The organism is Mycobacterium gastri, assembly GCF_002102175.1.
Taxonomy (GTDB): domain Bacteria; phylum Actinomycetota; class Actinomycetes; order Mycobacteriales; family Mycobacteriaceae; genus Mycobacterium; species Mycobacterium gastri.
Map to the genome: position 1 here is coordinate 83,847 of NZ_LQOX01000121.1, position 22,739 is coordinate 106,585.

A 22,739-nucleotide genomic window follows, 5' to 3' on the forward strand; every position below is an offset into this window, starting at 1 on the left:
TCTCTTATCCTCCTTGGTGACTCTGGTAGCGGTTGACCAGGATTCGGTAGCGGTACGTCTTAGTGGTGTTCCTCAAGCTCCATTGCTTGGCTGAAGTACAAGATCGTCAGCAGGGCGAAAATGAACGCCTGGATGGCGCCGACGAACAAGTCGAATGATTTCCAGATCGCATTAGGCAACCACATGACATACGGCGGAAACAGTGCGATCAGCGCGACCAGGATGCCGCCGGCGAAGATGTTGCCGAAAAGACGGAGCGACAACGAGATCGGCTTGGCGAGCTCTTCGACGACGTTGATCGGCGCGAGGATCGCCACGTGCCCTTTGAGCAGCTTGATCGGGTGCCCGACGATACCCCGGCGCCAGATGCCGGCCGCGTGATAGCAGAAGAACACGAACAGGGCCAGCGCCAGCACATAGTTGATGTCGGCAGCGGCCGGTTTGAGCAACTCGGTGGTCTGCCCGTGCTTGTCGGTGTACTGCAACGGGAGGACGGAGAGCCAGTTGGAGATCAGGATGAACACGAAGATGGTCACCGCCAGCGGCAACACGAACGGTGCGATCCGCATACCGATGGCGCCTTCGACCTGATTGCGCATCTGGATGGTGATGGCCTCGAAGAACAACTGCACACCGCCCGGCACATCCGTCGACGTGACTTTGGAGCGCAGGTAGAACGCCAGCGCGATGACGATCACCGCGGCGATGGCCGTCGAAAGAACGGTGTCGGTGTTCACTGTCATACCGAGCCAGGTGGCGGTGTGGTGCTCGCCGACCTCGATCTGAGCGGCCAGGATCGACTCAGTCATCGCTGGGGCTCCTCACTTCCGTCCCTTCAGATGCCGTCAATACGCCGCTGTCTGAGCCCGCTCCGGTGCGGAGCTTCTTCCAGACCGGCAGTGCGGTCGCTGCCACCAGCAACACCTGGAAGAGCGCGAGTCCGAACACCACCCCCAACCCAGCGGGCCGGAAAATGTAGGCCACGATCAGCCCGAGAACGGTGATGATCGCCAGCCTCGACGCGGAGTTAAGGGCCATCGAGCTCTTCAGCGGATGCTCTCTTGCCGTGATCGACTCGACCGAGCGCCGGACCAAGAGGGCGTTGAGCAAACCCAGCAGCAGGCCGACACCCAAGAACACCCCGACCATCAGGTGCCCGCCCAGGCCGGCGACGAGCATTGCCGCCGCGGTCAGTGCAACGCTGATGACCAACAAGCGAACCGGGCGGAAAGCAACAGAGGGAAACACCAACGGCGCGTCCTGCGCTGGTGTCGTCACTGCAGCACCTCAATCCCGGGTAGACGGAGCGGAAACCGACCGATCGACTGAGCGATGGCCCGCCGAGCGTATCGCAAGGGTCGCGGTGGAATCACCCAAGGGGTAGCTCCCTGTGTCGGTCGTCGATCGGCGTGGTCGGATACGCATCCGACAGGCCGGGTGGCCGGCAGCCCGCGAGATTCTTTGCGGGGTTCTAGCTGCACCGTACCACAAGGTCAACGGCACTACTACTCATCGTCGTAGAAGTCGTCGCGGCGGCGCAGCAGCGGGATCGCCGTCGCGATGCCGGCGATGACAATCGCGCCCAGCATCACCGCCGCGGTGTGGCGTGGGTCGAAGAAGATCGTGCTCGCCGCGCCGAACGCAACGATGCCCACCCATAGGTAGATCAGCAGCACCACCCGGCGATGAGAATGACCGATCTGCAGCAGGCGGTGGTGCAGGTGCATCTTGTCCGGGCTGAAGGCGCTGCGGCCCGCACGGGTACGCCGAACGATTGCCAGCAGCAGGTCCAGCATCGGCACGAACATGACGGCCACCACGAGCAGAAACGGTGACAGCAGAGCAAACACGTCGCGAGCGCCGTAGGCGTTCTGCGAGATCGGGCCGGCCGCGGTGGTGGAGGCGGCAGCCAGCATCAGCCCGATCAGCATGGAACCGGAATCACCCATGAAGATCTTGGCCCGGTGAAAGTTGTGCGGCAGAAAGCCGAGGCACGCCCCGGCAAGCACCACCGAGATCACCGCCGGCGGGTAGAACAGCACGTCACCGCCGTGGTCGCGGAGCAGGCCCACCGAGAACATACAGATCGCCAGCGCCGTGATGAGGCCAAGCCCGGCCGCCAGCCCGTCGAGGCCGTCGACAAAGTTCATCGCGTTGACGATCGACACGGTCAACGCCAGGGTGAGCAGGATCGAGGACGCTTGGTCCAGCACAATGGTTCCGACGCCACCCAGCGGGATGTAGAGGACACTCCACGCCACTCCCATGGTGACCAGCACACTGGCGGCGGTGATCTGACCGGCGAACTTGGTCAACGCGTCAAGTCCCCAACGGTCGTCGATCAGGCCGATCCCCATGATGACGGCACCTGCGACGAGCACCGCGGGCATGCCGGTGGAATAGACGAACCCCCGGGTAAGGGCGGGAAGCTGGGAAGCGAGGAAAACGGCGGCGACGACGCCGAGGAACATCGCCAGTCCCCCCATCCTGGGGGTCGGCGTCACGTGCACGTCCCGTTCGCGCGGATAGGCGACGGCGCCCAGCCGAGTCGCCAGCACCCGAACCGGCCCCGTCGCGAAATAGGTGACGATCGCTGCGGTCAGTCCCACCAGGGCGAGCTCACGCAGCGGCACACCGGCGCTGCGTACAGAAAGTGCGAGCAAACCACCGGCAAGGCTGGCCACATCGCTGGACACCATCGAGACCGTACTTGACCTGAGACCTGAACAACCAGCGGGCCTAGGCGGTCAGCGTCGCCACGTCCACCCCGAGAACGTCGGCGATCCGTTCCGCGGTCACCGGGCCCGGCCGCAGAATGCGCGGGGAGGCTCCGGTCAGGTCGACGATCGTCGAGGCGGCCTGCTGTGCGGACGGGCCCCCGTCGAGATAGACGTCGACGCGGTCGCCGAGCTGGCGGCGCGCGTCGTCGGCGTCCACCGCCGCCGGTTGGCCCGAGACGTTGGCGCTGGACACCGCCAACGGCCCCACCGCACGCAACAATTCGATGGCGACCGGGTGTAACGGCATCCGCAGCATCACGGTGCCGCGCGCATCGCCGAGATCCCACTGCAGCGATGGTGCTTGCACCACGACCAGGCTCAGCGCTCCGGGCCAGAAAGCGCGAATCAGCTCGCGCGCTCCGGGCGGCACGGAATAGACCAGTCCCTCGATCGTATGCCAGGAGCCGACCAGTACCCCCACCGGCATATCGCTTCCCCGCCCTTTCGCCGCGAGCAGCGCGTCGACTGCGGTGCGGTCGAAGGCGTCGGCGGCGACTCCGTAGACCGTGTCCGTCGGCATGACAACCAGCCGGCCCGCCTTGAGCGCCGCGACGGCAGCGCTGATTCCGTCGGAGCGCTGGCCGGGGCCGGCACAGTTGAACAGCTCGGCGGGCGTCATGACGCATCCCGCATGCCGGCCGTCACGAACCGGGGCCGTCCGGCCAGGTCTTTGTGTGCCTTTATGTTCTCGAAACGGCCTGTGGTGCTGATGAATTCGACGGTCAATCCGGAAGTGGTGTCGTCATGCTCGACAGCCAACAGGCCGCCGGGACGCAGCCACCGTCCGGCCAACCGTACGACGTGGGCAATCACCGCCATCCCATCCGGGCCGCCGAACACGGCGTGCTGCGGATCATGTTGGGCTACTTCGGGTTCCACACTGGCATTGTCGGGAACATAGGGCGGGTTGGCGATGACCAGGTCGACCCGGCGGTCGAGGTCGGGCCGCAAGCCGGGTGTGCTGATGTCGGCTCGGATCAGTTCGACGTTGCTGCCCTTGGTGTTACGGCGGGCGTATTCCAAAGCCGCCGCGGAGTCGTCGACACCGATGATTCGCGCGGCCGGCCGGTGCCGGGCCAGTGCGACCGCCAGTGCGCCGGAACCGGTGCACAGGTCGATGATGACCGCTCGCTGCGGAAGCGGTTGCGCGGTGGCCCACTCCAACATCGCCTCGGTCTCGGGACGCGGTATGAATACACCCGGGCCGACATGCAGCTCCACCGGGCCGAACGACACCGTCCCGAGGAGATGCTGCAGCGGCACCCGCCGCGACCGCGCGGCGACGATGTCGTGGTATTGCGCGAAGAACTCGGCACCGGGGGCGTGGTCGAGCAGGGCAAGCAAACCGCGCTCGGTGCCAGTCAGATGAGCGGCCAACTGCTCGGCATCCCAACGCGCGGAGTCGATCCCGGCTTCGGCCAGCAGGGCCGCAGCCGAGTCGATCGCGTGGCGCAGCGAGGTCATGACTGTTGTAACCGAGCCTGCTTGTCTGCCGCAGCCAGTGCGTCGAACAACGCATCCAGGTCGCCGTCCAGAACCTGATCGAGATTGTATGCCTTGTAACCGATTCGGTGATCGGTGATCCGGTTCTCCGGGAAGTTGTAGGTGCGGATGCGTTCGCTGCGGTCCACCGTGCGGATCTGGCTGGCCCGATCCGCCGACGCGTCGGCCAGCGCCTGCTCCTCGGCCATCGCCTGCAGCCGGGCGGCCAGCACCTGCAACGCCCGGGTTTTGTTCTGCAGCTGAGATCGTTCGTTTTGGCAGGTGACGACGATTCCCGTGGGTAGGTGGGTGATCCGCACCGCGGAGTCGGTGGTATTGACCCCTTGGCCACCCTTGCCCGAGGATCGGTAGACGTCGACGCGCAAATCCGACTCGTCGATCTGGACTTCGCCCACTTCTTCAGGTTCCGGGTAGACCAGCACACCGGCCGCCGAAGTATGCACGCGCCCTTGGGATTCGGTCACCGGGACCCGTTGTACCCGGTGTACTCCACCCTCGAACTTCATTCGCGACCACACGCCGTCGGCTGAATCCCCCTTGCTCGCGATGGCGAGCGTGGCGTCCTTGTAACCGCCCAGATCCGAGGTGGTCTCATCCAATACGGTCACGGTCCAACCGTGCCGCTCCGCGTAGCGGATGTACATCCTGGCCAGGTCGGCGGCGAACAGCGCCGACTCCTCGCCTCCCTCACCGGATTTGACTTCGAGCACGATGTCGTCGGAATCGTGCGGGTCGCGCGGCGCCAGCATGTCGGTGAGTTGGGCATCCAGTTCGGCTACCCGAGCCTCCAATTCGGCGGCCTCTGCTACGAACGAGTCGTCGGAGGCGGCCAGCTCGCGCGCGGTTTCCAGGTCTTCGCGGGCGGCTATCAGTTTGCGGTGAGCGGCGACGATCGGTGCGAGCAACGCAAATCGGCGTCCGGCTTTGCGTGCCGCACCGGGGTTGCTGTGCAATTCCGGATCGGACAGCGCACGCTCGAGGTCGGCGTGCTCGGCCAGCAGGACGTCGATCGTGTGCACCGGTTGCGTCATGTCACACCTCCTGCCAGCTGTCACCGTGCACCCGGCGACGATTGCGGGCCGGGTAGTTCGCGGGGAGTCTTCCCGCTTTGCCGGACCTGGCGTGTACCCGCATGAGCTTGCGGGAAGAACCGGCCAGTCAGCTACACGAACCGACGCCCGGCCTGTGCACCGGCTCGCACAGTTCGGGCGTCGGTGATCCGGCTACTTCTTGGCTGCGGCTTCGTCCGTGTCCGCCCCGACCTTGCGCTTGCCATAACGCCTTTCGAAGCGGGCCACCCGACCACCGCTGTCGAGGATCTTCTGCTTGCCGGTGTAGAACGGGTGGCACTGCGAGCAAACCTCAACCACAATGCGGCCGCCCAACTTGGTGCTGCGAGTCTGAAACGTGTTCCCGCATCCACACACCACGGTGGTCTCCTCGTAGGCGGGATGAATGTCAGATTTCATGCTGTCCTCTTCGATCGTTGCCGCTCGTCGTGCCCCCGGCGTTCGGCTGTGGCTGGTCAGGCCGAACTCGAGAACCCGAAGTGGTTCTGGTGGTCAAGCGACGATTATGCCAGCTCAATCACCATCAGCCCAAACACCGGGATGCGCCCGCGCATTCCCCGCGACGGCCCGAAATCAGCCGGCTAGTCGTTGTCCATGTTGCCCGGTGTGGTCTTCGACACCTGGACGAGGAATTCGTAATTGTTCTTCGTCTTGCGCAGCTGCGACATCAACAGGTCGATGGCCTGGTGGGCGTCCAGGCCCGACAGCACGCGGCGCAGCTTGTGCACGATGGCGAACTCGTCTGGCGAGAGCAAGAGCTCGTCCTTGCGAGTGCCCGAGGGGTTCACATCGACGGCCGGGAAAACTCGGCGCTCTGAGATCTTGCGGTCCAGCTTGAGCTCGGCGTTGCCGGTGCCCTTGAACTCCTCGAAGATGACCGTGTCACCGGTGGACCCGGTCTCGACCATCGCGGTGGCGATGATGGTGAGCGAGCCGCCTTCCTCGATGTTGCGGGCCGCGCCTAGGAAGCGCTTGGGTGGGTACAGCGCGGTGGAGTCGACACCGCCGGACAGGATCCGGCCCGACGCGGGCGACGCGTTGTTGTAGGCACGGCCCAACCGGGTGATCGAGTCGAGTAGCACCACGACGTCTTTGCCCTGTTCCACGAGCCGCTTGGCACGCTCGATCGCCAGCTCGGCGACCGAGGTGTGGTCCGACGGCGGCCGGTCGAACGTCGAGGCGATGACTTCGCCCTTGACCGATCGCTGCATGTCGGTGACCTCCTCGGGCCGCTCGTCGACGAGCACGACCATGAGGTGGCATTCCGGGTTGTTCCTGGTGATGGCGTTGGCGATGTCCTGCAGGATGGTGGTCTTACCGGCCTTGGGCGGCGAGACGATCAACGCGCGCTGGCCCTTGCCGATCGGCATGATCAGATCGATGACCCGGGTGGTCAGCCGGTCGGGCGTGGTTTCCAGGCGCAGCCGCTGGTTGGGGTACAGCGGCGTCAGTTTGGAGAAATCAGGACGCTTCTTGGCGTCTTCCACCGATCCGCCGTTGACGCTGTCCAGGCGTACCAGCGGGTTGAACTTCTGCCGCGGATTTTTGTCGCCCGCTTCTCCTTCTCGGGGCACCCGGACGGCACCGGTCACCGCGTCACCACGGCGTAACCCGTTCTTGCGCACCATGTTCATCGACACGTAGACGTCATGCTGGCCGGCCAGATAGCCGGACGTGCGCACGAATGCGTAATTGTCAAGCACGTCGAGGATGCCGGCCACCGGCTGAAGGACATCGTCCTCCCGCACCTCGGCTTCGGCGCCTTCACCCGACCGTTCACCACGACGCCTGCGGTCGCGGAACCGGCGGCCCCGGCGACCCTGCCGTCCTTCGCCGTCCTCCTCGCCGCGGGGCTGCTGGCCACCTGAGCCTTGCGGCTCGCCGCCCGACTCTTCCCGCTCGTCGGTTCTGTCGCCTCGCTCGCCGACCTTGGCGGTTCCTTGGCCCCGCCGGCCCTCGGCGTCCTCGTCAGTGGTGGCCGCATCCTCCCCGGCAGCAGCTTCGTCACCCGATTCGGCCGCGGATGTGCCCGCCTCACGCGAAGACTTGCGCCGTTCGCGTCGCTGGGTCTCACCCGAGTCGCTCTGGCCCGCTACGTCGGCCTCTTCAGCAGCGGCTGCCTTCGCGGTCACGGTCGGCTCCGATCGATCGGAGTCTTGGGTTGACGTCGAGCCGGCCGAGGCACCGTTGGCCTGCGCGGTGATCTCCTGAATTGCGGCGATCAGTTCGTTCTTGCGCATACCCGACGTCCCTTTGACGCCGGCTCGGTTAGCCAGGGCACGCAGCTCGGGCAACACCATGGTGGACAATGAGCCCCCCGGCGCCATGGTATTGACGTCTGAAGTGTCTTTGGTCACGGATTCCGGCTGCTTATCAGCGCCGGTGCTTTCGTCAGCCGTGATGAGGTCCGTATCAGTCACGGATTTCCTTTCTTCCCCCGCTGATCACGTCATACGGGGGTTCTTGCATTAGGCCGAGCATTCAGCCAAATCGCCGAGTGCGCCCAATAATCGACTCTGCAACGGTGATCGCCAGGATCGGCGGCGAATAAGGCGAACCTCGTTCACGAGAAGAATTGGTGGTTGTCCTAGCGGCAAGGCAGTATGTGTGCAGATGCAGATGCTGCGATTGCTGGACGGCTCCGAGGATAACCCGCTTCCTGGCGGGAAGCAAGCAAACGCTCGCGTGGCGCTATGGATCAATCAATGGTGGCGACTCCCTCGCTCCAGCGAACTCTGTCTCCGGCAGTCATCGCAGTGACGGTGAATCCATGTGCGGCGCCGTACTCCACCGCTTCTGAGGGCAGTTCCGGCTCCGTCGTCATGGTGATGAGCGCTGGACCAGCCCCCGAGATCGTCGCTGCGACATTATGACGCCGCAGCAGCCGCAAATATTCCGCCGATGCCGGCATCGCCGGCGCACGTTGGGGTTGGTGGAGCGCATCTTCCGTGGCCGGCATCAGTAGATCGGGCCGTTGGGTCAGGGCGACCACCAGCAACGCGACGCGGCTGATGTTGAAACGTGCCTCGTCGTGGCTGACCTGAGCCGGAAGCAGCACTCGAGTCTCGGCGGTCGACGACTGCTCCTCGGGAATCGCCGAAAAGAGATGGATATCGGGATGAAGGCGCAGCGGCACGGCCGCGTAGTCGGGGCGATCACCCGTGCCGTCGATCCAGGAGACCACCGCACCCCCGAGCACCGCGGCCGCAGCGTTGTCGGGATGACCCTCGAACTCCGAGGAAAGCTGGATCAGTTGAGCCTCGCTTAAGGGCTTCGAATCAACCTGTTCCACAAGGCCATTGACAATTGCGAGGCCACCGACGACAGCTGCTGCGGAAGAGCCGAGACCGCGGGAGTGCGGGATGGCGTTGCGGCAGCGAACCACCAGGCCCCCGGCTTGGGCGCCAACGGCCCGCAACCCGTGCCGGATAGCGCGCACCACCAGGTGCTCGGGACCCAGTGGTACCTGATCGGCACCTTCCCCCTCGACCATCACCGTCAAGCCGGAATCCGTTGTTTCGACAGCGATCTCGTCATAGAGGCTCAATGCCAGACCGATACTGTCGAATCCCGGGCCGAGGTTGGCGCTGGATGCCGCCACCACGGCACTCGCCGCCAGCCCGGCAGGCAGTGACTGGGTCACCAACAGGCCTTCATCGGGCCCGCTGCCCGCGGCTGCGCCGCGCTTGCGATCACCACGGGGCCTGATCGATGGCGACCCGCTGCCCGCGGCTGCGCCGCGCTTGCGATCACCACGGGGTCTGATCGATGGCGACCCGCTGCCCGCGGCTGCGCCGCGCTTGCGATCGCCACGGGGCCTGATCGATGGCGACCCGCTGCCCGCGGCTGCGCCGCGCTTGCGATCGCCATTAGGCCAGGCCCAGCTGCTCGACAACGGCGACCGGGTCAACCGGCAGCGGAGACACCACCGGCATGTCCTTGAGCGCCGTGTCGGGATCCTTCAAACCGTTGCCCGTCACCGTGCACACCACCGTCGACCCGCGGGCCACCCAACCGTCGTCAATGGCTTTGAGCAAGCCGGCGACGCTGGCCGCGGACGCGGGCTCGACGAAGACGCCTTCGGTGCGAGCGATCAGGTGATATGCGGCCAAGATCTCCTCGTCGGTAGCGGCCAGGAAGCGCCCGTTCGATTGCTGCTGTGCCTCGACGGCTTGCGTCCACGACGCCGGAGCGCCAATGCGGATGGCGGTGGCGATGGTCTCCGGGTGGCTCACCGGCTTGCCGAGTACCAGAGGCGCTGCGCCGGCCGCCTGCGTGCCGAGCATGCGGGGCAGCTTGTCGATCACTCCCTCGCGGTGGTACTCGGTGTAGCCCTTCCAGTACGCGGTGATGTTGCCGGCATTGCCGACCGGAAGCGCGTGCACGTCGGGCGCGGCGCCCAGCACGTCGACGACCTCGAAAGCCGCCGTTTTCTGGCCCTCGATGCGGACCGGGTTGACCGAGTTGACCAACGAGATCGTCGGGAAATCGGTGGCCATCTTTCGGGCCAGCTCCAGGCAGTCGTCGAAGTTGCCGTCGATCTGAATGATCTTGGCGCCGTGCATAACCGCCTGGGCCAGCTTGCCCATCGCGATCTTGCCCTGCGGTATCAGCACCGCGCAGGTGATGCCGGCGCGGGCAGCGTAGGCCGCCGCCGACGCCGAGGTATTTCCGGTCGACGCGCACAATACGGCCTGCTGTCCGCGGGCCAGCGCATCGGTGACCGCCATCGTCATGCCGCGGTCCTTGAAGGAGCCGGTGGGGTTGAGTCCCTCGACCTTGAGATGAATTGTGCAACCGGTCTGTTCGGAGATCCTGGTCGCCGCGATCAGCGGGGTGCCGCCCTCGAGAAGGGTGACCGGGGTCCAGTCGTCGCCCACCGGCAACCGATCGCGATAGGCTGCGATCACGCCCGGCCAGGGCTGGTGGGTGGCAGTTCGCGGGGTGGTCACAGGCCGGTTCCTTCCAGTCGCAGCACGCTCGTCACATCCTGTACGACATCCAAATCGGCTAGCGCCGCAACGGTTTCCGAAAGCGCGGCGTCGGTAGCCAGGTGGGTGACGACCACGATTCGGGCACCCACCCGTTTGCCGCCTTCGCCCGCTACGCCTTCCTGGCGAACCTCGGCGATGCTCACATCGTGTTTGGCGAATTCCGCTGCAACCGAGGCCAATACACCTGGCTTGTCGGCGACGTTCATGCTGACGTAATAGCGGGTTGAGATCAAACCCATTGGTGCGATGGGCAGTTGGGCATACTTGGATTCGCGTGGCCCACGGCTGCCGAGCACCCGGTTGCGCGCCGCCATCACCAGGTCGCCGGTCACCGCCGACGCGGTGGGCGCACCGCCGGCGCCCTGACCGTAGAACATCAGCCGGCCCGCGGCCTCGGCTTCGACCACCACGGCGTTGAATGCGCCGTTGACGGTGGCGAGCGGATGCGTCAGCGGTACCAGAGCCGGATAAACGCGAGCCGAGACTCGTTGTTGTCCATCGTCATCGGTGATCCGTTCGCAGATGGACAGCAGCTTGATGGTGCAGCCCAGGGCGTGGGCGGTCTCGAAGTCGGCCGGCGTGACCTTGGTGATGCCTTCGCGATAGACGTCGTCGGCGTGCACCCGGGTGTGGAACGCGATGGACGCCAGGATCGCGGCTTTGGCCGCGGCGTCGTAGCCTTCGACGTCGGCGGTGGGGTCGGCTTCGGCGTAGCCCAGCGCGCTCGCGTCGGCCAGGGCGCTCTCGTAGTCGGCGCCGGTGCTGTCCATTGCCGAGAGGATGTAGTTGGTGGTGCCGTTGACGATGCCGGCCACCCGCAGCACCGTGTCACCGGCAAGCGACTGCGTCAACGGGCGAATCACCGGGATGGCTCCGGCGACGGCCGCCTCGAAATAGAGGTCGACATGCGCGCTTTCGGCGGCCTGGGCCAGTTCACCGGTGGACGTGGACAACAGGGCCTTGTTCGCGGTGACGATGGATTTCCCGTGCTCGAGTGCGGTCAGGATCGCCTTGCGAGACGGTTCCACCGGTCCCATTACTTCGACGACGATGTCGACGTCCTCGCGCGAGACGAGTTCTTCGATGTTGTCGGTCAGCAATTCGACCGGTACTCCGCGGCCGGGTGCCACCCGGCGGACACCGACGCCACGCAGTACCAGAGGTGCCCCCACTCGGGCAGCGAGATCGTCAGCGCTCTCCTCAATGATGCGGACCACTTCGCCGCCGACATTGCCCAGCCCGAGAACTGCTACGCCGACCGGCTTTTCCTCACCCGGCACAGGTCACCTCACCTCCAGACTCAGCAAATCGTCGACCGTCTCCCGGCGCAAGACCAGGCGGGCCTTGCCCTGTCGTACGGCTACCACGGCGGGACGGCCGATCAGGTTGTAGCGGCTCGACAACGAATAGCAGTAGGCGCCGGTCGCGGCGACCGCGACCAGGTCGCCGGGCCGTATGTCGTCGGGAACCCAGGTATCGCGGACGATGATATCGCCGCTCTCACAATGCTTTCCGACGAGGCGAGCCGGCACGGCCGGCGCGTCGCTGCCTCTCGATACCAGGCGGACGTCATACTCCGCGTCGTACAGCGCTGTGCGGATGTTGTCGCTCATGCCGCCGTCGACGCTAACGTAGCGCCGGTTTGCCGTGGCGCTCACGTCGACATCCTTGACGGTGCCGACCTCGTACAGCGTGATGGTGCCCGGTCCAGCGATGGCACGCCCGGGCTCGACCACCAGCCTGGGGGTAGGCAGCCCGACCGCCGCGGATTCGTTGCTCAAGATGGCGTTCAGCTTGGCCGCCAGGTCGCTGATCGGCGGCGGATCGTCAGAGGGCACATAGGAGATGCCCAAACCGCCGCCGAGGTCGACTATCGACAGCTGCGCCGTCTTCTCGGCACCGAATTCGCCGACGACATCGCGCAGCAGGCCGATGACACGGTGGGCGGCGATTTCGAAGCCGGCGACATCGAAGATCTGCGAACCGATGTGGCTGTGCAGGCCAACCAGTCGCAGGTGGTCGGCGGCGAAAACCCGTCGAACCGCTGCCATCGCGGCTCCGCTGGCCACCGACAGGCCGAACTTCTGGTCTTCGTGTGCGGTGGAGATGAATTCGTGGGTGTGCGCCTCGACTCCGACGGTGACCCGGACCAGGACCTCCTGAATGATGCCCGCCTGCGCCGCGATGGCATCAAGGCGTTCGATTTCAATCATCGAATCCAAAACGATGTGGCCGACACCGGCTTTGACCGCAGCAGTCAACTCGGCGACAGATTTGTTGTTGCCGTGCAGGGTGATTCGTTCCGGCGGAAAATCGGCGTGCAGTGCGACGGCCAGCTCCCCGCCGGTGGCCACATCGAGCGAGAGGCCTTCCTCGTCGACCCAGCGCGCGATTTCGCTGCACAGGAACGCCTTGGCGGCGTAGTTCACGTTGTGCCCGCCGCCGAATGCCTCGGCAATCTCTTGGCAGCGGGAGCGGAAGTCGTCCTCGTCGATGACGAACAGCGGAGTCCCGTATTCCTGAGCGAGGTCGGTCAGCGGTACCCCGGCAATGCAGGCAACACCTGATGGGTCGCGAATCGTGTTGCGCGGCCACACATTCGGGGCCAACCGCAGCAGCTCGTGCGTCGACTGCGGGCGCGCTGGTCGGTTGTCTTCGGCGTGGCGGGCGCCGGCGGAATGGGTGGTCACATTCGCTCCGGGGCGGTGACTCCGAGTATTGCCAGCCCGTTGGCAATGACCTGACGAGTGGCCTGGCACAGGGCCAGACGCGCGGTGTGCAGGTCGGTGGGCTGTTCATCACCTTGCGGCAACACCCGGCAGGAGTCGTAGAAGCGGTGATAGTCGCCGGCCAGGTCCTCCAGGTAGCGGCACACTCGATGGGGCTCGCGGAGCGTCGCCGCGGTTTCGAGCACCCGTGGGAATTCGCCGATCGTCCTCAGCAGCTTGCCCTCTTTGTCGTGGCTGAGCAGCTCCAGGTGCGAGGTGTCGGGAATCAGCCCGAGCTCGGCGGCGTTGCGCGCCAGAGCCGACAGCCGGGCATGCGCGTATTGGACGTAGTAGACCGGGTTTTCATTCGACGCCGACGACCACAGCGCCAGGTCGATGTCGATGGCCGTGTCCACCGACGAGCGGATCAGGCTGTAGCGCGCGGCATCCACGCCGAGCGCATCGACCAGGTCGTCGAGGGTGATGACGGTGCCCGCGCGCTTGCTCATCCGGACCGGCTGGCCGTCGCGCACCAGGTTGACCATCTGGCCGATGAGCACCTCGACGGTCGCGGGATCCTCACCGAATGCGGCCGCTGCTGCCTTGAGCCGGGCGATGTAACCGTGATGGTCGGCACCGAGCATGTAGATGCACAGGTCGAAACCGCGTTGCCGCTTGTCCAGGTAGTAGGCGAGATCACCCGCGATATAAGCGGGCTTCCCGTCGCTCTTGATCACCACACGGTCCTTGTCGTCGCCAAAAGCGCTGGTGCGCAACCATGTTGCGCCGTCCTTCTGGTACACGTTGCCGCTCTCGCGAAGCCTCGCGATGGCCTGGTCAACCCGGCCGCTGGTATGCATCGAGTCTTCGTGGGTATAGACGTCGAAGTCGGTGCCGAACTCGTGCAACGACTCCTTGATATGGGCGAACATCAGATCGACGCCGATCTCGCGGAAGGTCTCCCGCATCTCGGGTTCAGGCAGGCTCAGCGCGTCGGGAGCCTTCTGCATGACCTGCGCGGCGATGTCGGTGATGTAGCTGCCCGCGTAGCCGTCGGCCGGGACGGGTTCACCTTTGGCGGCGGCGATCAACGAGTTGGCGAATCGGTCGATCTGGGCGCCGTGGTCGTTGAAATAGTATTCGCGCACCACCTCGGCGCCCTGGGTGGTGAGTAAGCGACCCAGCGCGTCGCCGACGGCGGCCCAGCGGGTGCCGCCGATGTGAATCGGCCCGGTCGGGTTGGCCGAGACGAACTCCAGGTTGATTTTCTGCCCGGCCAACAGATCGGAGTGCCCGAAACGGTCGCCGGCGTCGATGACGCTCTTGACGATTTGGGCCTGCGCCGAGGTCTTGAGCCGCATGTTGATGAATCCCGGTCCGGCCACCTCCGCGGCGGCGATACCGTCGGCCGTCGTCAACGCCTGGGCGAGCCATCCGGCCAGTTCGCGCGGGTTGGCACCAACCTTCTTGGCCAGCTGTAATGCCAGGTTGCTGGCGTAGTCGCCGTGTTCGGGATTGCGTGGCCGCTCCACGAGGACCGTCTGGGGCAACGCAGACGTGTCGAGGCCATGCTCGGCCAGCACCGCGGCAGCGGTGGCTTTGAGCAGCTCAGCCAGGTCGGCGGGGGTCACGAACGTCCATCCTATGGTCTGGGCTGCCCGGGGCTCGAACCCATAGCGATGGCGGCGCAGTCGCCGCAATGCGCTAATCTGGCGGAGCTTGTTCATGCCCTATGGCGCAACCTGGTGTTGGTGCGCCCCCGTAGCTCAGGGGATAGAGCGTCTGCCTCCGGAGCAGAAGGCCGCAGGTTCGAATCCTGCCGGGGGCACGTATTCGGTCAACGAGCCGCATGACGTTCGGACTGGCCCGGCCTCACCGCGCAGTGCATCATAAGCGGCATCATAAGCGCATGAGTAAGGTTGCCCTAACTACCGAACTGCCGATGTCCGCCGAAGCGGCTGCCGCGCTGGCGCGCAAGCCAGCGACGACGACCTACGTCCTCAGTCCGATCCTGCGCTTCTATCATCTCCAATTCCCCGAACACTTCGAGGTGGGCACTCAGGCATCGGGGCGCCTGTGGTGGTTCGGCGTGATACCCACGTGGACCCACCATCTGACGATCAAGCAACTCGATGCCACCGAGATCTACACCAACGAACACGGCGGACCCGTCCGCACCTGGAACCACCGCTTGACGTTCGAACCCATCGACGAGCACCACTGTCGTTACACCGACGAGATCGAAACCGACGACGGGCTACGCGGGGCTCCGACGAGGTTGTTCATCAAACTGGTGTTTCGCCATCGTCACCGCCGCTGGCACCGACTCGCACAACAACTCTCGACTACGCCGGGCTAGCCGACACTGGTGTCCACCGATCCCATGAGTCGCCGAAGCTGAGCGTGACCAGCGACGCCGGATCGACGTTGACGATTTCGCGGAAGTGGTCTTGCCAGCCCCACCAGACACTGATGTAGAACACATGGTCAAACCAGCTCAGCTGGTAGTCGGACGGGATGGACTCGCCCTTGTTCTCCGGCGCAAACACCGCCACGGCCAGCACTCCCAGGATCGCGAACTTGGTCAACTGGATCTTGCCGTCATTGGCAGTACGCAGTACCGCACCGGCGTTGACGTATGGGGTTACTTCGAAGCCAACCGGACTTTCGTCGATGTGACCGTGCAACCACCGGTGAATCCCGAACAGAACGTCGGCAATGTCGGGGCGCTTGTCCGGTAGATCGGATCGCACCGCCACCGGAAAGCGCGTTTCTTCCAGGTTGACGCCGGGGGTGGCCATCACACCGAAGATGTCGAGCGAATCCCGGATGACTCTGCGGAAGCGGGTGCCGACTCCCAACGCCGGATAGCGTTTTCGGGCGGTGCCGTCGACGGCGTTGCATGCGTGCAGCATGGCCACGTCCCACAGTTTTCGATCCCACTGTTGCAGCGACTGCGCAACGGACTCGCCCACGGTCATGCGATGAGGCTATCGGCCAGTAGCTCGGTCGTGTCGCAACCACCCCATATCTATTGCGGTCGAGCAGGAAACGCCGCCACCGGCATTTCGACGCTGCCGCGGCACGGGCCGCTGGCAATGTCGGTGTGCCAGGTGCCGCGCAGCGACCCGTCCGCCTGAGGCGCGTAGAACGCCCACGACCGCGCGGGTGCCCACACTTTGGCGACCCCTTCTCCCAGGTAGCAGTCCCATTGAAAGTCGAAGTGCTCGACCCACCTGGTTCCATCCCAGGCGTAGTGCGAAGGCTGGGGCAACGTCGGGTTCTTCGGCGTAGGTCCGTTGCTGGCAGTGGCAACGCACTGGGCAGCCGAACACGTCGTCGTGAAGACGTAGTCCGCGCTGAAAGTGGGTTCGGCCTGGCCGGCAGCCATGCTGGTGCCGGACTTGCCGGCGGCGTAGCGCACCAGCGAGTACTCCCCGTTCCACGATGGCGTCGCCGCGTGCACCGGAACGGCGAGGCTGCTGCATAGCGCGATCGCGGCGGCACCCAGCAAGCCGGCCACCTGGGCTGCGAACCCCGGAAACAGATGCATCGGGTATATGGTGCGGGTTCGACGACGCAAACAGGTCTCAGCGCGGACACGATCGCGTTCGCCAGCACAAGCGACGAAACTGCGAGCAACACAAGGCAATCCGCGTCAGCGGCCAAGCACCAGGAACAGGCCGTAGCCGGCGACCGACTGCGAGTCGACGATCACTCCGCAGCGGATCATCTGCTCGACCTCGTCACGCGGAAACCATGCGCTGCGCAGGTCCTGCTCCTCGTGCTCAGGATCGGATTCACCCTCGGTGATGCCGGTGGCCAGATACACCCACCCACGCTGACTCGTCATTCCCGGAGCGGTGTCGAGCCGACCGAGCAACTCGAACGACGCCGCACACAATCCGGTCTCCTCACGCAGCTCACGCGCGGCCAGCTCGGCGGGCTCTAGGTCCGCCAAATCGGGCGCGGTGCCCTGCGGAAACTCCCAGCGTCGGGCGCCGACGGGATACCGGAATTGCTCGACCAGCCGGAATCGGCGCCCGTCATACGGCATCACGAGCGCGTAGGTCGGCTTGTCGACCACGCCGTATATCCCGGGGCTCCCGTCCGGGTGGCGGATGTCGTCTTCGCGGAGCACCATCCAGCGATTGCGATAGATCTCGCGGGACGCGACGGGTTCGATGTGGGGCACCCGGCCAGTATCACGACCGCCGCCGCGGGGCGCGCCGCACAGGCCGCTTATGCAGGTTTCGCTGAGTTCGCCGACGCGACATGCTTCACTAGGCGACGTGTCCGATGACGCCGCTGCGGGCCACTCAGCAGAACACGTAACCGGTCGGTCGGTGCATGAGAGCGACGGCAGCGTCTACCACTACACAGACATCAAGGGCCTCAAGGGAATTCTCGACTCGGGACACATCTGGGGAACTCATGTCGCGTACCTGAACGACTCCCAGGAGTTCTCCTATGGCGTGGAAGCCATCTGCGCGATGATTGCGCGGTACGGGGAGCACATTAAAGCGTCCGGACAAGCGGAACCCGAATTGCGATCGTCCGCGATTCTGAGCGTCTGCAACAATGTGCTGCGCGCTCAAGAGCTCATCGAAGACGATTTCGGACCGTTTGTCGCCTGCTTTTCCATGTCCAGAGACGACCTGTCCCAGTGGCGCGGTTACGCTAACGGCGGCTACGCGATCGAGTTCGATAGCCAGATATTGAAAGAAACCGTCAAGCAAACGACGCTTCCCACCGAATTACCGATCGCAGAATCCGCACCGGTTCCCGAATTGCTCCCGGTGGAATATCTGCCCGAGCGGCAGTCCGCGCGAGTGGCCCGGCTGGTCGACGACCACATCGACGAGTTGATCGACGCCGTGGGCGACGACACGGTTTCCGGCATTCATCCGGCCCAGCAGCGCCTGGTCCGGCGAATAATTCCGTTGGCGGCTTCGATGAAACACAAGAAGTTCGTCGGCGAAGCAGAACAGCGGCTGATATCGCATACGTCAGAGACGTTCTATTCGACGTCTCGCATCGGCCTGATACCGCGGGTGAGGTTCGAATTCGACCGAAGCGCAGTCACGGGTGTGCTGGTGGGGCCGAGCGAACACTGCGACGCCAAAACGCTGTCGCTGTACCGTTACCTGCGGCGTTGGTACCCCAAAGCCGACGTCGTCCGGTCCAGCGTGCCGTATCGCGATATCTGACATAGCCGCCGTCAGGCCGCAGTTTCGGCGGCTTTCTTGATGCGCCGCAGTGTTTCCTGGATGCCTCGGTCCATTTGCCGCCCCCGCGGGATAGCCGCTTCGGCCAACCTGTTGACCACCGAGCACCAGAGAAACTCGAAAGATTCGGTCAGCAGTGTTCCCGACGGTGTCGGCTCCATGGTGTAGCGCCAGCGTGTTTCTTCACGCCCGGCACCGTCGTTGACGGTGGTAAAGCTGAATTCGCGGCCCGGCTCGGCCGTGCCCACCACCGCGGTCCGTTCCCAGCGCATGAGACCGAGCCGGTTGTACCCGCGGAACCGCGCGCCCGCGGCCGCGGTGGAAACCCCGTCGAGCCACTCGCACCGATAGCACTCCGGGCTCCAGCCCCCCATTCGGGTGACGTCGGCAATAAGGTCGTACACCAGTTCCGGAGATGCTGAAATGTCGATACTGCCGTGTCCGCGCCGGGCTGTGGGCATGGCCCGAGTATCCCACCTGACTGTGCGCCGGGTTGCGACACATGTTCGGCCGGCAAACCGTTACGGTGCCAGATAACCCTAGATAGTGATATCAGCCAGCGGAGGGGTTGAGATGCCAGACGACCCGGTGCCACGGTGGTATCGGTGAGAGCGCGCCGGCACATCATCGTCAGCGGTGACGACGCGCTGGCGAACACGATTGTCGAGGAGCTGAACAGCGCCGGCGTCCACATTGTCAAGCTTGCCGCCGACGAGCTCAAAGATGCCGAGCTCGCCCACGCGATCGCCGTCATCTGCGCCGGCGACGACGACGCCCGAAATCTCGAAATCGCGCTGCTGGCAAGGAAAGCCGACCCGCACGTGCGGGTGGTGGCGAGGCTGGCCAACGACGTCCTGCGCGAGGCGATGACTGCCGCCAACGAGCCCGGCGCGATCCTTGACGTCGCCGATCTGGCGGCGCCTTCGGTCGTCGAGGCCTGTTTGGCGCGCACCGCTCACCCGTTCGAGGTGGCGGGCGTGAGGTTCGTCGTCTGGCGGGCCGTGGCACCGCGGGAGGCGACCCTGCGGGAAATCTACGGCGACCTTGCGCCGGTGGCGGTGGTCCGCGGAAAGGACTCGTCCAACCCCGGCGAGCTGGTGGCCTGTCCGGGCCGGGATCTGCGCGTCCACGCCGGCGACCAGACCGCGATGATCGGCACCGCGGACGAGCTGGCCGTCCGCGGCATCAAGGTCCCCCGGCCCACCGCGACCCGCTTTCGAATGGTGTGGCTTCGTCAGATGTCCGACGCGGTGCGCGCGTTTCGAAACGACGTAAACCCGATGTTCTATCGGGCTTTGGCCGCGATGGCGGTCCTGCTCATCGGATCGACGATTTTGTTGCGCTTTGCCTACCTGCGTCCACCGGGCATGACGTGGCTCGATGCGCTGTATTTCAGCACCGAGACGATCGCGACCGTGGGCTACGGTGACTTCAGCTTCGCCCACCAGCCCACGTGGCTACGAGTGTTCAGCATCTCGTTGATGTTCGCCGGCGTGACCCTGACCGCGATCCTGGTCGCGTTCCTCGCCGACCTGCTGTTGTCGCGCCGCTTCACCCGTTCGGCCGGGCGGATGCGGGTACGCCATCTGCGCAACCATGTCATCGTTGTCGGTCTCGGCTCGTTCGGCATCCGGGTGGTCAGGGACTTGACCGTCGCCGGGTACGACGTCGCGGTCATCGAGCTCGACGAAAATAGCCGATACCTGTCATCGGCGGCTGAGCTGGACGTGCCAGTTATCTTTGGTGACGCGACGTTGCCGCAGACACTGGAATCGGCCTGCGTCGCCCACGCCCGCGCGGTGGCGGTGCTCACCCAGGACGACATGGTCAACGTCGAAGCCGGGATCGTGCTGCGGGAAATGCTGGGCGGCCTCAAGGCCAAGGGACGCAGCGTTCCGCTGGTGCTGCGGATATACGACCGCACGCTGGGCAGCGCGGTGGCCCAGCGGTTCGGCTTCGAAAGTGTGCGCTCGACTGTGGAATTGGCGGCACCGTGGTTCATCGGCGCCGCGATGGGCCTGCAGGTGCTGGGCACCTTTTCGGTGGGGCAAAGCTCCTTCATGGTGGGCGGAATGCAAGTGGGCGCCGGCAGCGAACTCGACGGGCTGCCGATGTACGAGTTGTCGACGAACACCCGGGTTATCGCGATCACCAGGCCCGACGAGCCGGTCACGCTGCATCCGCGCCGGGAGGCCCGGCTGCGGGCCGGCGACACCGTCTATCTCGTCGGCCCCTACCGCGAGCTGCTGGCAACGCTGCGTAAGGGCCAACCCGTGGCGCAACGCGCGGTCGGTGACGGGCGGCGGCCAGAAGCGGCGACCGGTTGATCTACAGCGCGGCGACCACGTCAGCGGCGCGACGAAGCTGCTCGAGGTCAGCACTGGTCGGGATCAGCTGAACCTCGTCGGTACCGACCTCGTCGAACTTTCGCAGCACCGCCAGCAGTTGTTCCTCGCTGCCGGCCCAGCCTGTCATCGGCGCCATGGCATCGACGTATTCGGCCGGGATCCAGTTCAGGTAGCGCCGCAGGTGACGATGCACCTGAGCACCGCCGCGTCGAGGTCGGGCTCCACCACGGGCATGGTCATGGCTATCTGCACGAAGGCGATTCTGGCAGCATGGAGTAGATGGGGTTCGCCAGCACGTCGATTGCACATGTCAGGCTCACCGTCACCGATATCGAACTGTCGCGGCGGTTTTACGAAAGCGTGTTCGGCTGGCCGGTGCTGATCGAGGTTCCCGACAATGCCGACGATGCGACGCGCCAGCAGCTGGGCTTTCTGTTCGGCGGGGTCATCTACGACCTCGGCGGCGCGCTGCTGGGCCTGCGGCCAGTTGCCGACGACCGCTTCGACGAGGATCGCACCGGCCTGGACCACATCGCGTTCCGGGTCGGCAGCAGAGCCGAATTAGACGTTGCTGCCACACATCTCGACGATCTCGGTATCCGGCACGAGCCGATCAAAGACATCGGGCCGGCGTACATCCTCGAGTTCCGCGACCCCGACAACATTGCATTGGAACTCACCGCGCCCAAGTAGCGGGCCCGATGCCGTGGGAGGCCAGAACGTGGGCATCAGCTTCAACCACACCATTGTCGCGTCACACGACAAGCGGGAGTCCGCGGAGTTCCTCACCGACCTGTTCGGCTTGCCCAAGCCGGTTGCGTTCGGTCACTTCATGGTTGTCGCACTCGAACACGGTGCCTCCCTCGATTACGCCGACGTCCCAGCAGACGAGGAAATCCGTCGTCAGCACTACGCCTTCCTGGTCTCCGAGCAGGAATTCGACGCAATCTACGGCAGGATCCGATCCCGCGGATTAGCGCACTGGGCCGACCCCGGGGCCACGAAGCCCGGCGAGGTCAATCACCGCGACGGCGGGCGCGGGGTATATTTCCGGGATCCTGCTGGGCATTTCATGGAGATCCTCACCCGGCCGTACGGTTCGGGCAGCTAGCCGCTGCGAGTCGACCCGTGCCGTTTGCTCTTCTGGTCGCGGTAGTCGTCGGCGAATTGTGCGACATGCTCGGGCAGCGTGCCGGCGGCGACGTCGGCCGAGCTGGTTTCTTCGAGCACCGACCGCGTGGCTGCGCACCAGGCGGTCGGTGCGCAGGTGGGTCAGGATGTCGACGAGAAATTGCGGGGGTATGCCCTGAGCCTGGCCCAAATCGTCGGTCTTGACCAGGCTGCCGGTGGGAGCGGCAGCGAGATGAACCGTATCGGGTCGACGTCAGGGTCGATACTTGTTGGCCGCGGGTACGCCCAGGCGCGTTAGCTTGATGCGCCGGGCGAGCCGTCCATACCGTCGCGGCCGAAGAGTGAGCCGCCGACACCCGCGCTGCCGGCGACACCGCCGACGCCGGGCTTCGCCCCGGGCGTACGACCGGCGTCGCCGCCGTCACCGCCGTCACCGCCCCCGTACTGCAGGAAGGTGGGGTTTCCGCCGAAGCCATAGGAAATCCCGCCAGATCCTGCATCGCCGCCGCTGCCGCCAGCGCCACCGTCTCCATTGCGGCCGATGAAGGTCTGGCCTTGGATCTGGACCAGGCGACCACTTCCGCCGCGGCCGCCCGGACCGCCGTCGCCGCCGAAACCACCGGGGCCGATAAGCCGAGTGCTGCCGCCGGGCCCGCCGTTGCCGCCAGGACCGCCATTACCGCCGTCAGGAGGACCGAAGAAGTACTCGCTGCCGCGGCCGCCCGCGCCCCCGCCGCCACCGGCCCCGCCGCCACCGATCAGCCCCCCCGTGCCGCCATAACCACCGTCACCGCCACGGCCGCCGGGGTTCACCGCGCCAGAACTGAGCACTTCGCCGACGCCTCCGGGGGCGCCGCCACCGCCCGCTCCGCCGGCGCCGCCGTTTCCATAGATGAAGGCATTACCACCGTCGCCCCCGCGTCCGCCGCTCAGGCCAGGGTCATTGGTGAAGTTTGCAAATGGAGCGGTCCCGCCCC

21 protein-coding genes, 1 tRNA gene and 4 pseudogenes are annotated in these 22,739 nt (G+C 65.4%); 6 read left to right on the plus strand and 20 right to left on the minus strand.

The features are described from left to right. Positions 1–59: 59 nt before the first annotated feature. From atpB to argS, 13 genes and pseudogenes are all read right to left on the minus strand, one after another. A complete protein-coding gene (atpB, locus tag AWC07_RS18215) occupies positions 60–809 on the minus strand; it encodes a F0F1 ATP synthase subunit A (RefSeq protein ID WP_036413673.1) in 750 nt (249 codons plus the stop codon). Further along, on the minus strand, positions 802–1,278 hold the full coding sequence (locus AWC07_RS18220) for an ATP synthase subunit I (protein WP_036413671.1): 477 nt from the start codon (positions 1,276–1,278) through the stop codon (positions 802–804). Before AWC07_RS18220 ends, atpB begins: the two co-directional genes overlap by 8 nt. Before the next feature lie 227 nt (positions 1,279–1,505). Then, positions 1,506–2,730, minus strand: a pseudogene (locus AWC07_RS18225) (glycosyltransferase family 4 protein). Positions 2,731–2,739: 9 nt separating this feature from the next. Continuing rightward, positions 2,740–3,399, minus strand: a complete 660-nt coding sequence (locus AWC07_RS18230) for an L-threonylcarbamoyladenylate synthase (protein WP_036413666.1) — start codon at positions 3,397–3,399, stop codon at positions 2,740–2,742. Continuing rightward, positions 3,396–4,244: a peptide chain release factor N(5)-glutamine methyltransferase gene (gene prmC, locus AWC07_RS18235; protein ID WP_036413663.1), complete on the minus strand. Its 849-nt coding sequence runs from the start codon at positions 4,242–4,244 to the stop codon at positions 3,396–3,398. The genes AWC07_RS18230 and prmC overlap by 4 nt, the downstream gene beginning before the upstream one ends. Then, positions 4,241–5,314, minus strand: a complete 1,074-nt coding sequence (gene prfA, locus AWC07_RS18240) for a peptide chain release factor 1 (RefSeq protein ID WP_036413661.1) — start codon at positions 5,312–5,314, stop codon at positions 4,241–4,243. The genes prmC and prfA overlap by 4 nt, the downstream gene beginning before the upstream one ends. A gap of 192 nt (positions 5,315–5,506) precedes the next feature. Continuing rightward, complete coding sequence (rpmE, locus tag AWC07_RS18245) at positions 5,507–5,752, minus strand: 50S ribosomal protein L31 (RefSeq protein WP_036411890.1); 246 nt, start codon at positions 5,750–5,752, stop codon at positions 5,507–5,509. A gap of 182 nt (positions 5,753–5,934) precedes the next feature. Continuing rightward, complete coding sequence (gene rho / locus AWC07_RS18250) at positions 5,935–7,773, minus strand: transcription termination factor Rho (protein WP_036411892.1); 1,839 nt, start codon at positions 7,771–7,773, stop codon at positions 5,935–5,937. 278 nt (positions 7,774–8,051) lie between these two features. Beyond that, positions 8,052–8,999: a homoserine kinase gene (thrB, locus tag AWC07_RS18255; RefSeq protein WP_085105181.1), complete on the minus strand. Its 948-nt coding sequence runs from the start codon at positions 8,997–8,999 to the stop codon at positions 8,052–8,054. 223 nt (positions 9,000–9,222) lie between these two features. Beyond that, positions 9,223–10,305: a threonine synthase gene (gene thrC, locus AWC07_RS18260; protein ID WP_036411300.1), complete on the minus strand. Its 1,083-nt coding sequence runs from the start codon at positions 10,303–10,305 to the stop codon at positions 9,223–9,225. Beyond that, positions 10,302–11,627 (minus strand): homoserine dehydrogenase, encoded by a 1,326-nt coding sequence (locus tag AWC07_RS18265; protein ID WP_036411299.1) that lies wholly within the window; start codon positions 11,625–11,627, stop codon positions 10,302–10,304. Before AWC07_RS18265 ends, thrC begins: the two co-directional genes overlap by 4 nt. Before the next feature lie 3 nt (positions 11,628–11,630). Beyond that, a complete protein-coding gene (gene lysA / locus AWC07_RS18270; RefSeq protein ID WP_244187628.1) occupies positions 11,631–12,965 on the minus strand; it encodes a diaminopimelate decarboxylase in 1,335 nt (444 codons plus the stop codon). Positions 12,966–13,033: 68 nt separating this feature from the next. Next, positions 13,034–14,686, minus strand: a complete 1,653-nt coding sequence (argS, locus tag AWC07_RS18275) for an arginine--tRNA ligase (RefSeq protein ID WP_036411310.1) — start codon at positions 14,684–14,686, stop codon at positions 13,034–13,036. A 124-nt stretch (positions 14,687–14,810) separates the two neighbouring features. Between argS and AWC07_RS18280 the strand changes: the two genes are divergently transcribed. Both AWC07_RS18280 and AWC07_RS18285 read left to right on the plus strand, forming a co-directional pair. Then, a tRNA-Arg gene (locus tag AWC07_RS18280) sits at positions 14,811–14,883 on the plus strand. Positions 14,884–14,964: 81 nt separating this feature from the next. Beyond that, the gene (locus AWC07_RS18285) at positions 14,965–15,414 is read left to right on the plus strand and encodes an SRPBCC family protein (protein ID WP_036411296.1); all 450 of its coding nucleotides are present in this window, start codon (positions 14,965–14,967) and stop codon (positions 15,412–15,414) included. Here the strand turns inward: AWC07_RS18285 and AWC07_RS18290 are convergent. From AWC07_RS18290 to AWC07_RS18300, 3 genes are all read right to left on the minus strand, one after another. Beyond that, positions 15,401–16,036, minus strand: coding sequence for a hypothetical protein (locus AWC07_RS18290; RefSeq protein ID WP_036411294.1), 636 nt, complete (start codon positions 16,034–16,036; stop codon positions 15,401–15,403). The two genes, AWC07_RS18285 and AWC07_RS18290, sit on opposite strands and share 14 nt — an antisense overlap. 50 nt (positions 16,037–16,086) lie before the next feature. Then, positions 16,087–16,608, minus strand: a complete 522-nt coding sequence (locus AWC07_RS18295; protein ID WP_244187625.1) for an Rv2253 family sensor-like surface protein — start codon at positions 16,606–16,608, stop codon at positions 16,087–16,089. A gap of 105 nt (positions 16,609–16,713) precedes the next feature. Then, positions 16,714–17,199, minus strand: a complete 486-nt coding sequence (locus AWC07_RS18300) for an NUDIX domain-containing protein (RefSeq protein ID WP_084293416.1) — start codon at positions 17,197–17,199, stop codon at positions 16,714–16,716. 202 nt (positions 17,200–17,401) lie between these two features. Here AWC07_RS18300 and AWC07_RS18305 point away from each other — a divergent pair, with 202 nt between their 5' ends. Next, positions 17,402–18,265 (plus strand): DUF2971 domain-containing protein, encoded by an 864-nt coding sequence (locus AWC07_RS18305; protein WP_167380100.1) that lies wholly within the window; start codon positions 17,402–17,404, stop codon positions 18,263–18,265. An 11-nt stretch (positions 18,266–18,276) separates the two neighbouring features. Here AWC07_RS18305 and AWC07_RS18310 read toward each other — a convergent pair whose 3' ends face one another. After that, entirely contained in the window at positions 18,277–18,744 is a 468-nt protein-coding gene (locus tag AWC07_RS18310) for an SRPBCC family protein (protein WP_036411285.1), read from the minus strand. 144 nt (positions 18,745–18,888) lie between these two features. Between AWC07_RS18310 and AWC07_RS18315 the strand changes: the two genes are divergently transcribed. Then, on the plus strand, positions 18,889–20,610 hold the full coding sequence (locus AWC07_RS18315) for an NAD-binding protein (protein WP_139829766.1): 1,722 nt from the start codon (positions 18,889–18,891) through the stop codon (positions 20,608–20,610). A 1-nt stretch (position 20,611) separates the two neighbouring features. Here AWC07_RS18315 and AWC07_RS18320 read toward each other — a convergent pair. Continuing rightward, positions 20,612–20,827: pseudogene (locus tag AWC07_RS18320) on the minus strand (LLM class flavin-dependent oxidoreductase); the annotation flags it as partial. A gap of 83 nt (positions 20,828–20,910) precedes the next feature. Here AWC07_RS18320 and AWC07_RS18325 point away from each other — a divergent pair. Further along, positions 20,911–21,324 carry a VOC family protein gene (locus tag AWC07_RS18325; RefSeq protein WP_036411280.1) on the plus strand — a complete coding sequence of 138 codons (414 nt, stop codon included), beginning with the start codon at positions 20,911–20,913 and terminating at the stop codon, positions 21,322–21,324. Between the two features lie 28 nt (positions 21,325–21,352). After that, positions 21,353–21,742: a VOC family protein gene (locus AWC07_RS18330; RefSeq protein WP_036411305.1), complete on the plus strand. Its 390-nt coding sequence runs from the start codon at positions 21,353–21,355 to the stop codon at positions 21,740–21,742. Here AWC07_RS18330 and AWC07_RS18335 read toward each other — a convergent pair. Both AWC07_RS18335 and AWC07_RS27715 read right to left on the minus strand, forming a co-directional pair. After that, a pseudogene (locus AWC07_RS18335) lies at positions 21,739–22,000 on the minus strand (transcriptional regulator); the annotation flags it as partial. The gene AWC07_RS18330 and the pseudogene AWC07_RS18335 sit on opposite strands and share 4 nt — an antisense overlap. 56 nt (positions 22,001–22,056) lie before the next feature. After that, positions 22,057–22,739: pseudogene (locus AWC07_RS27715) on the minus strand (PE family protein); the annotation flags it as partial.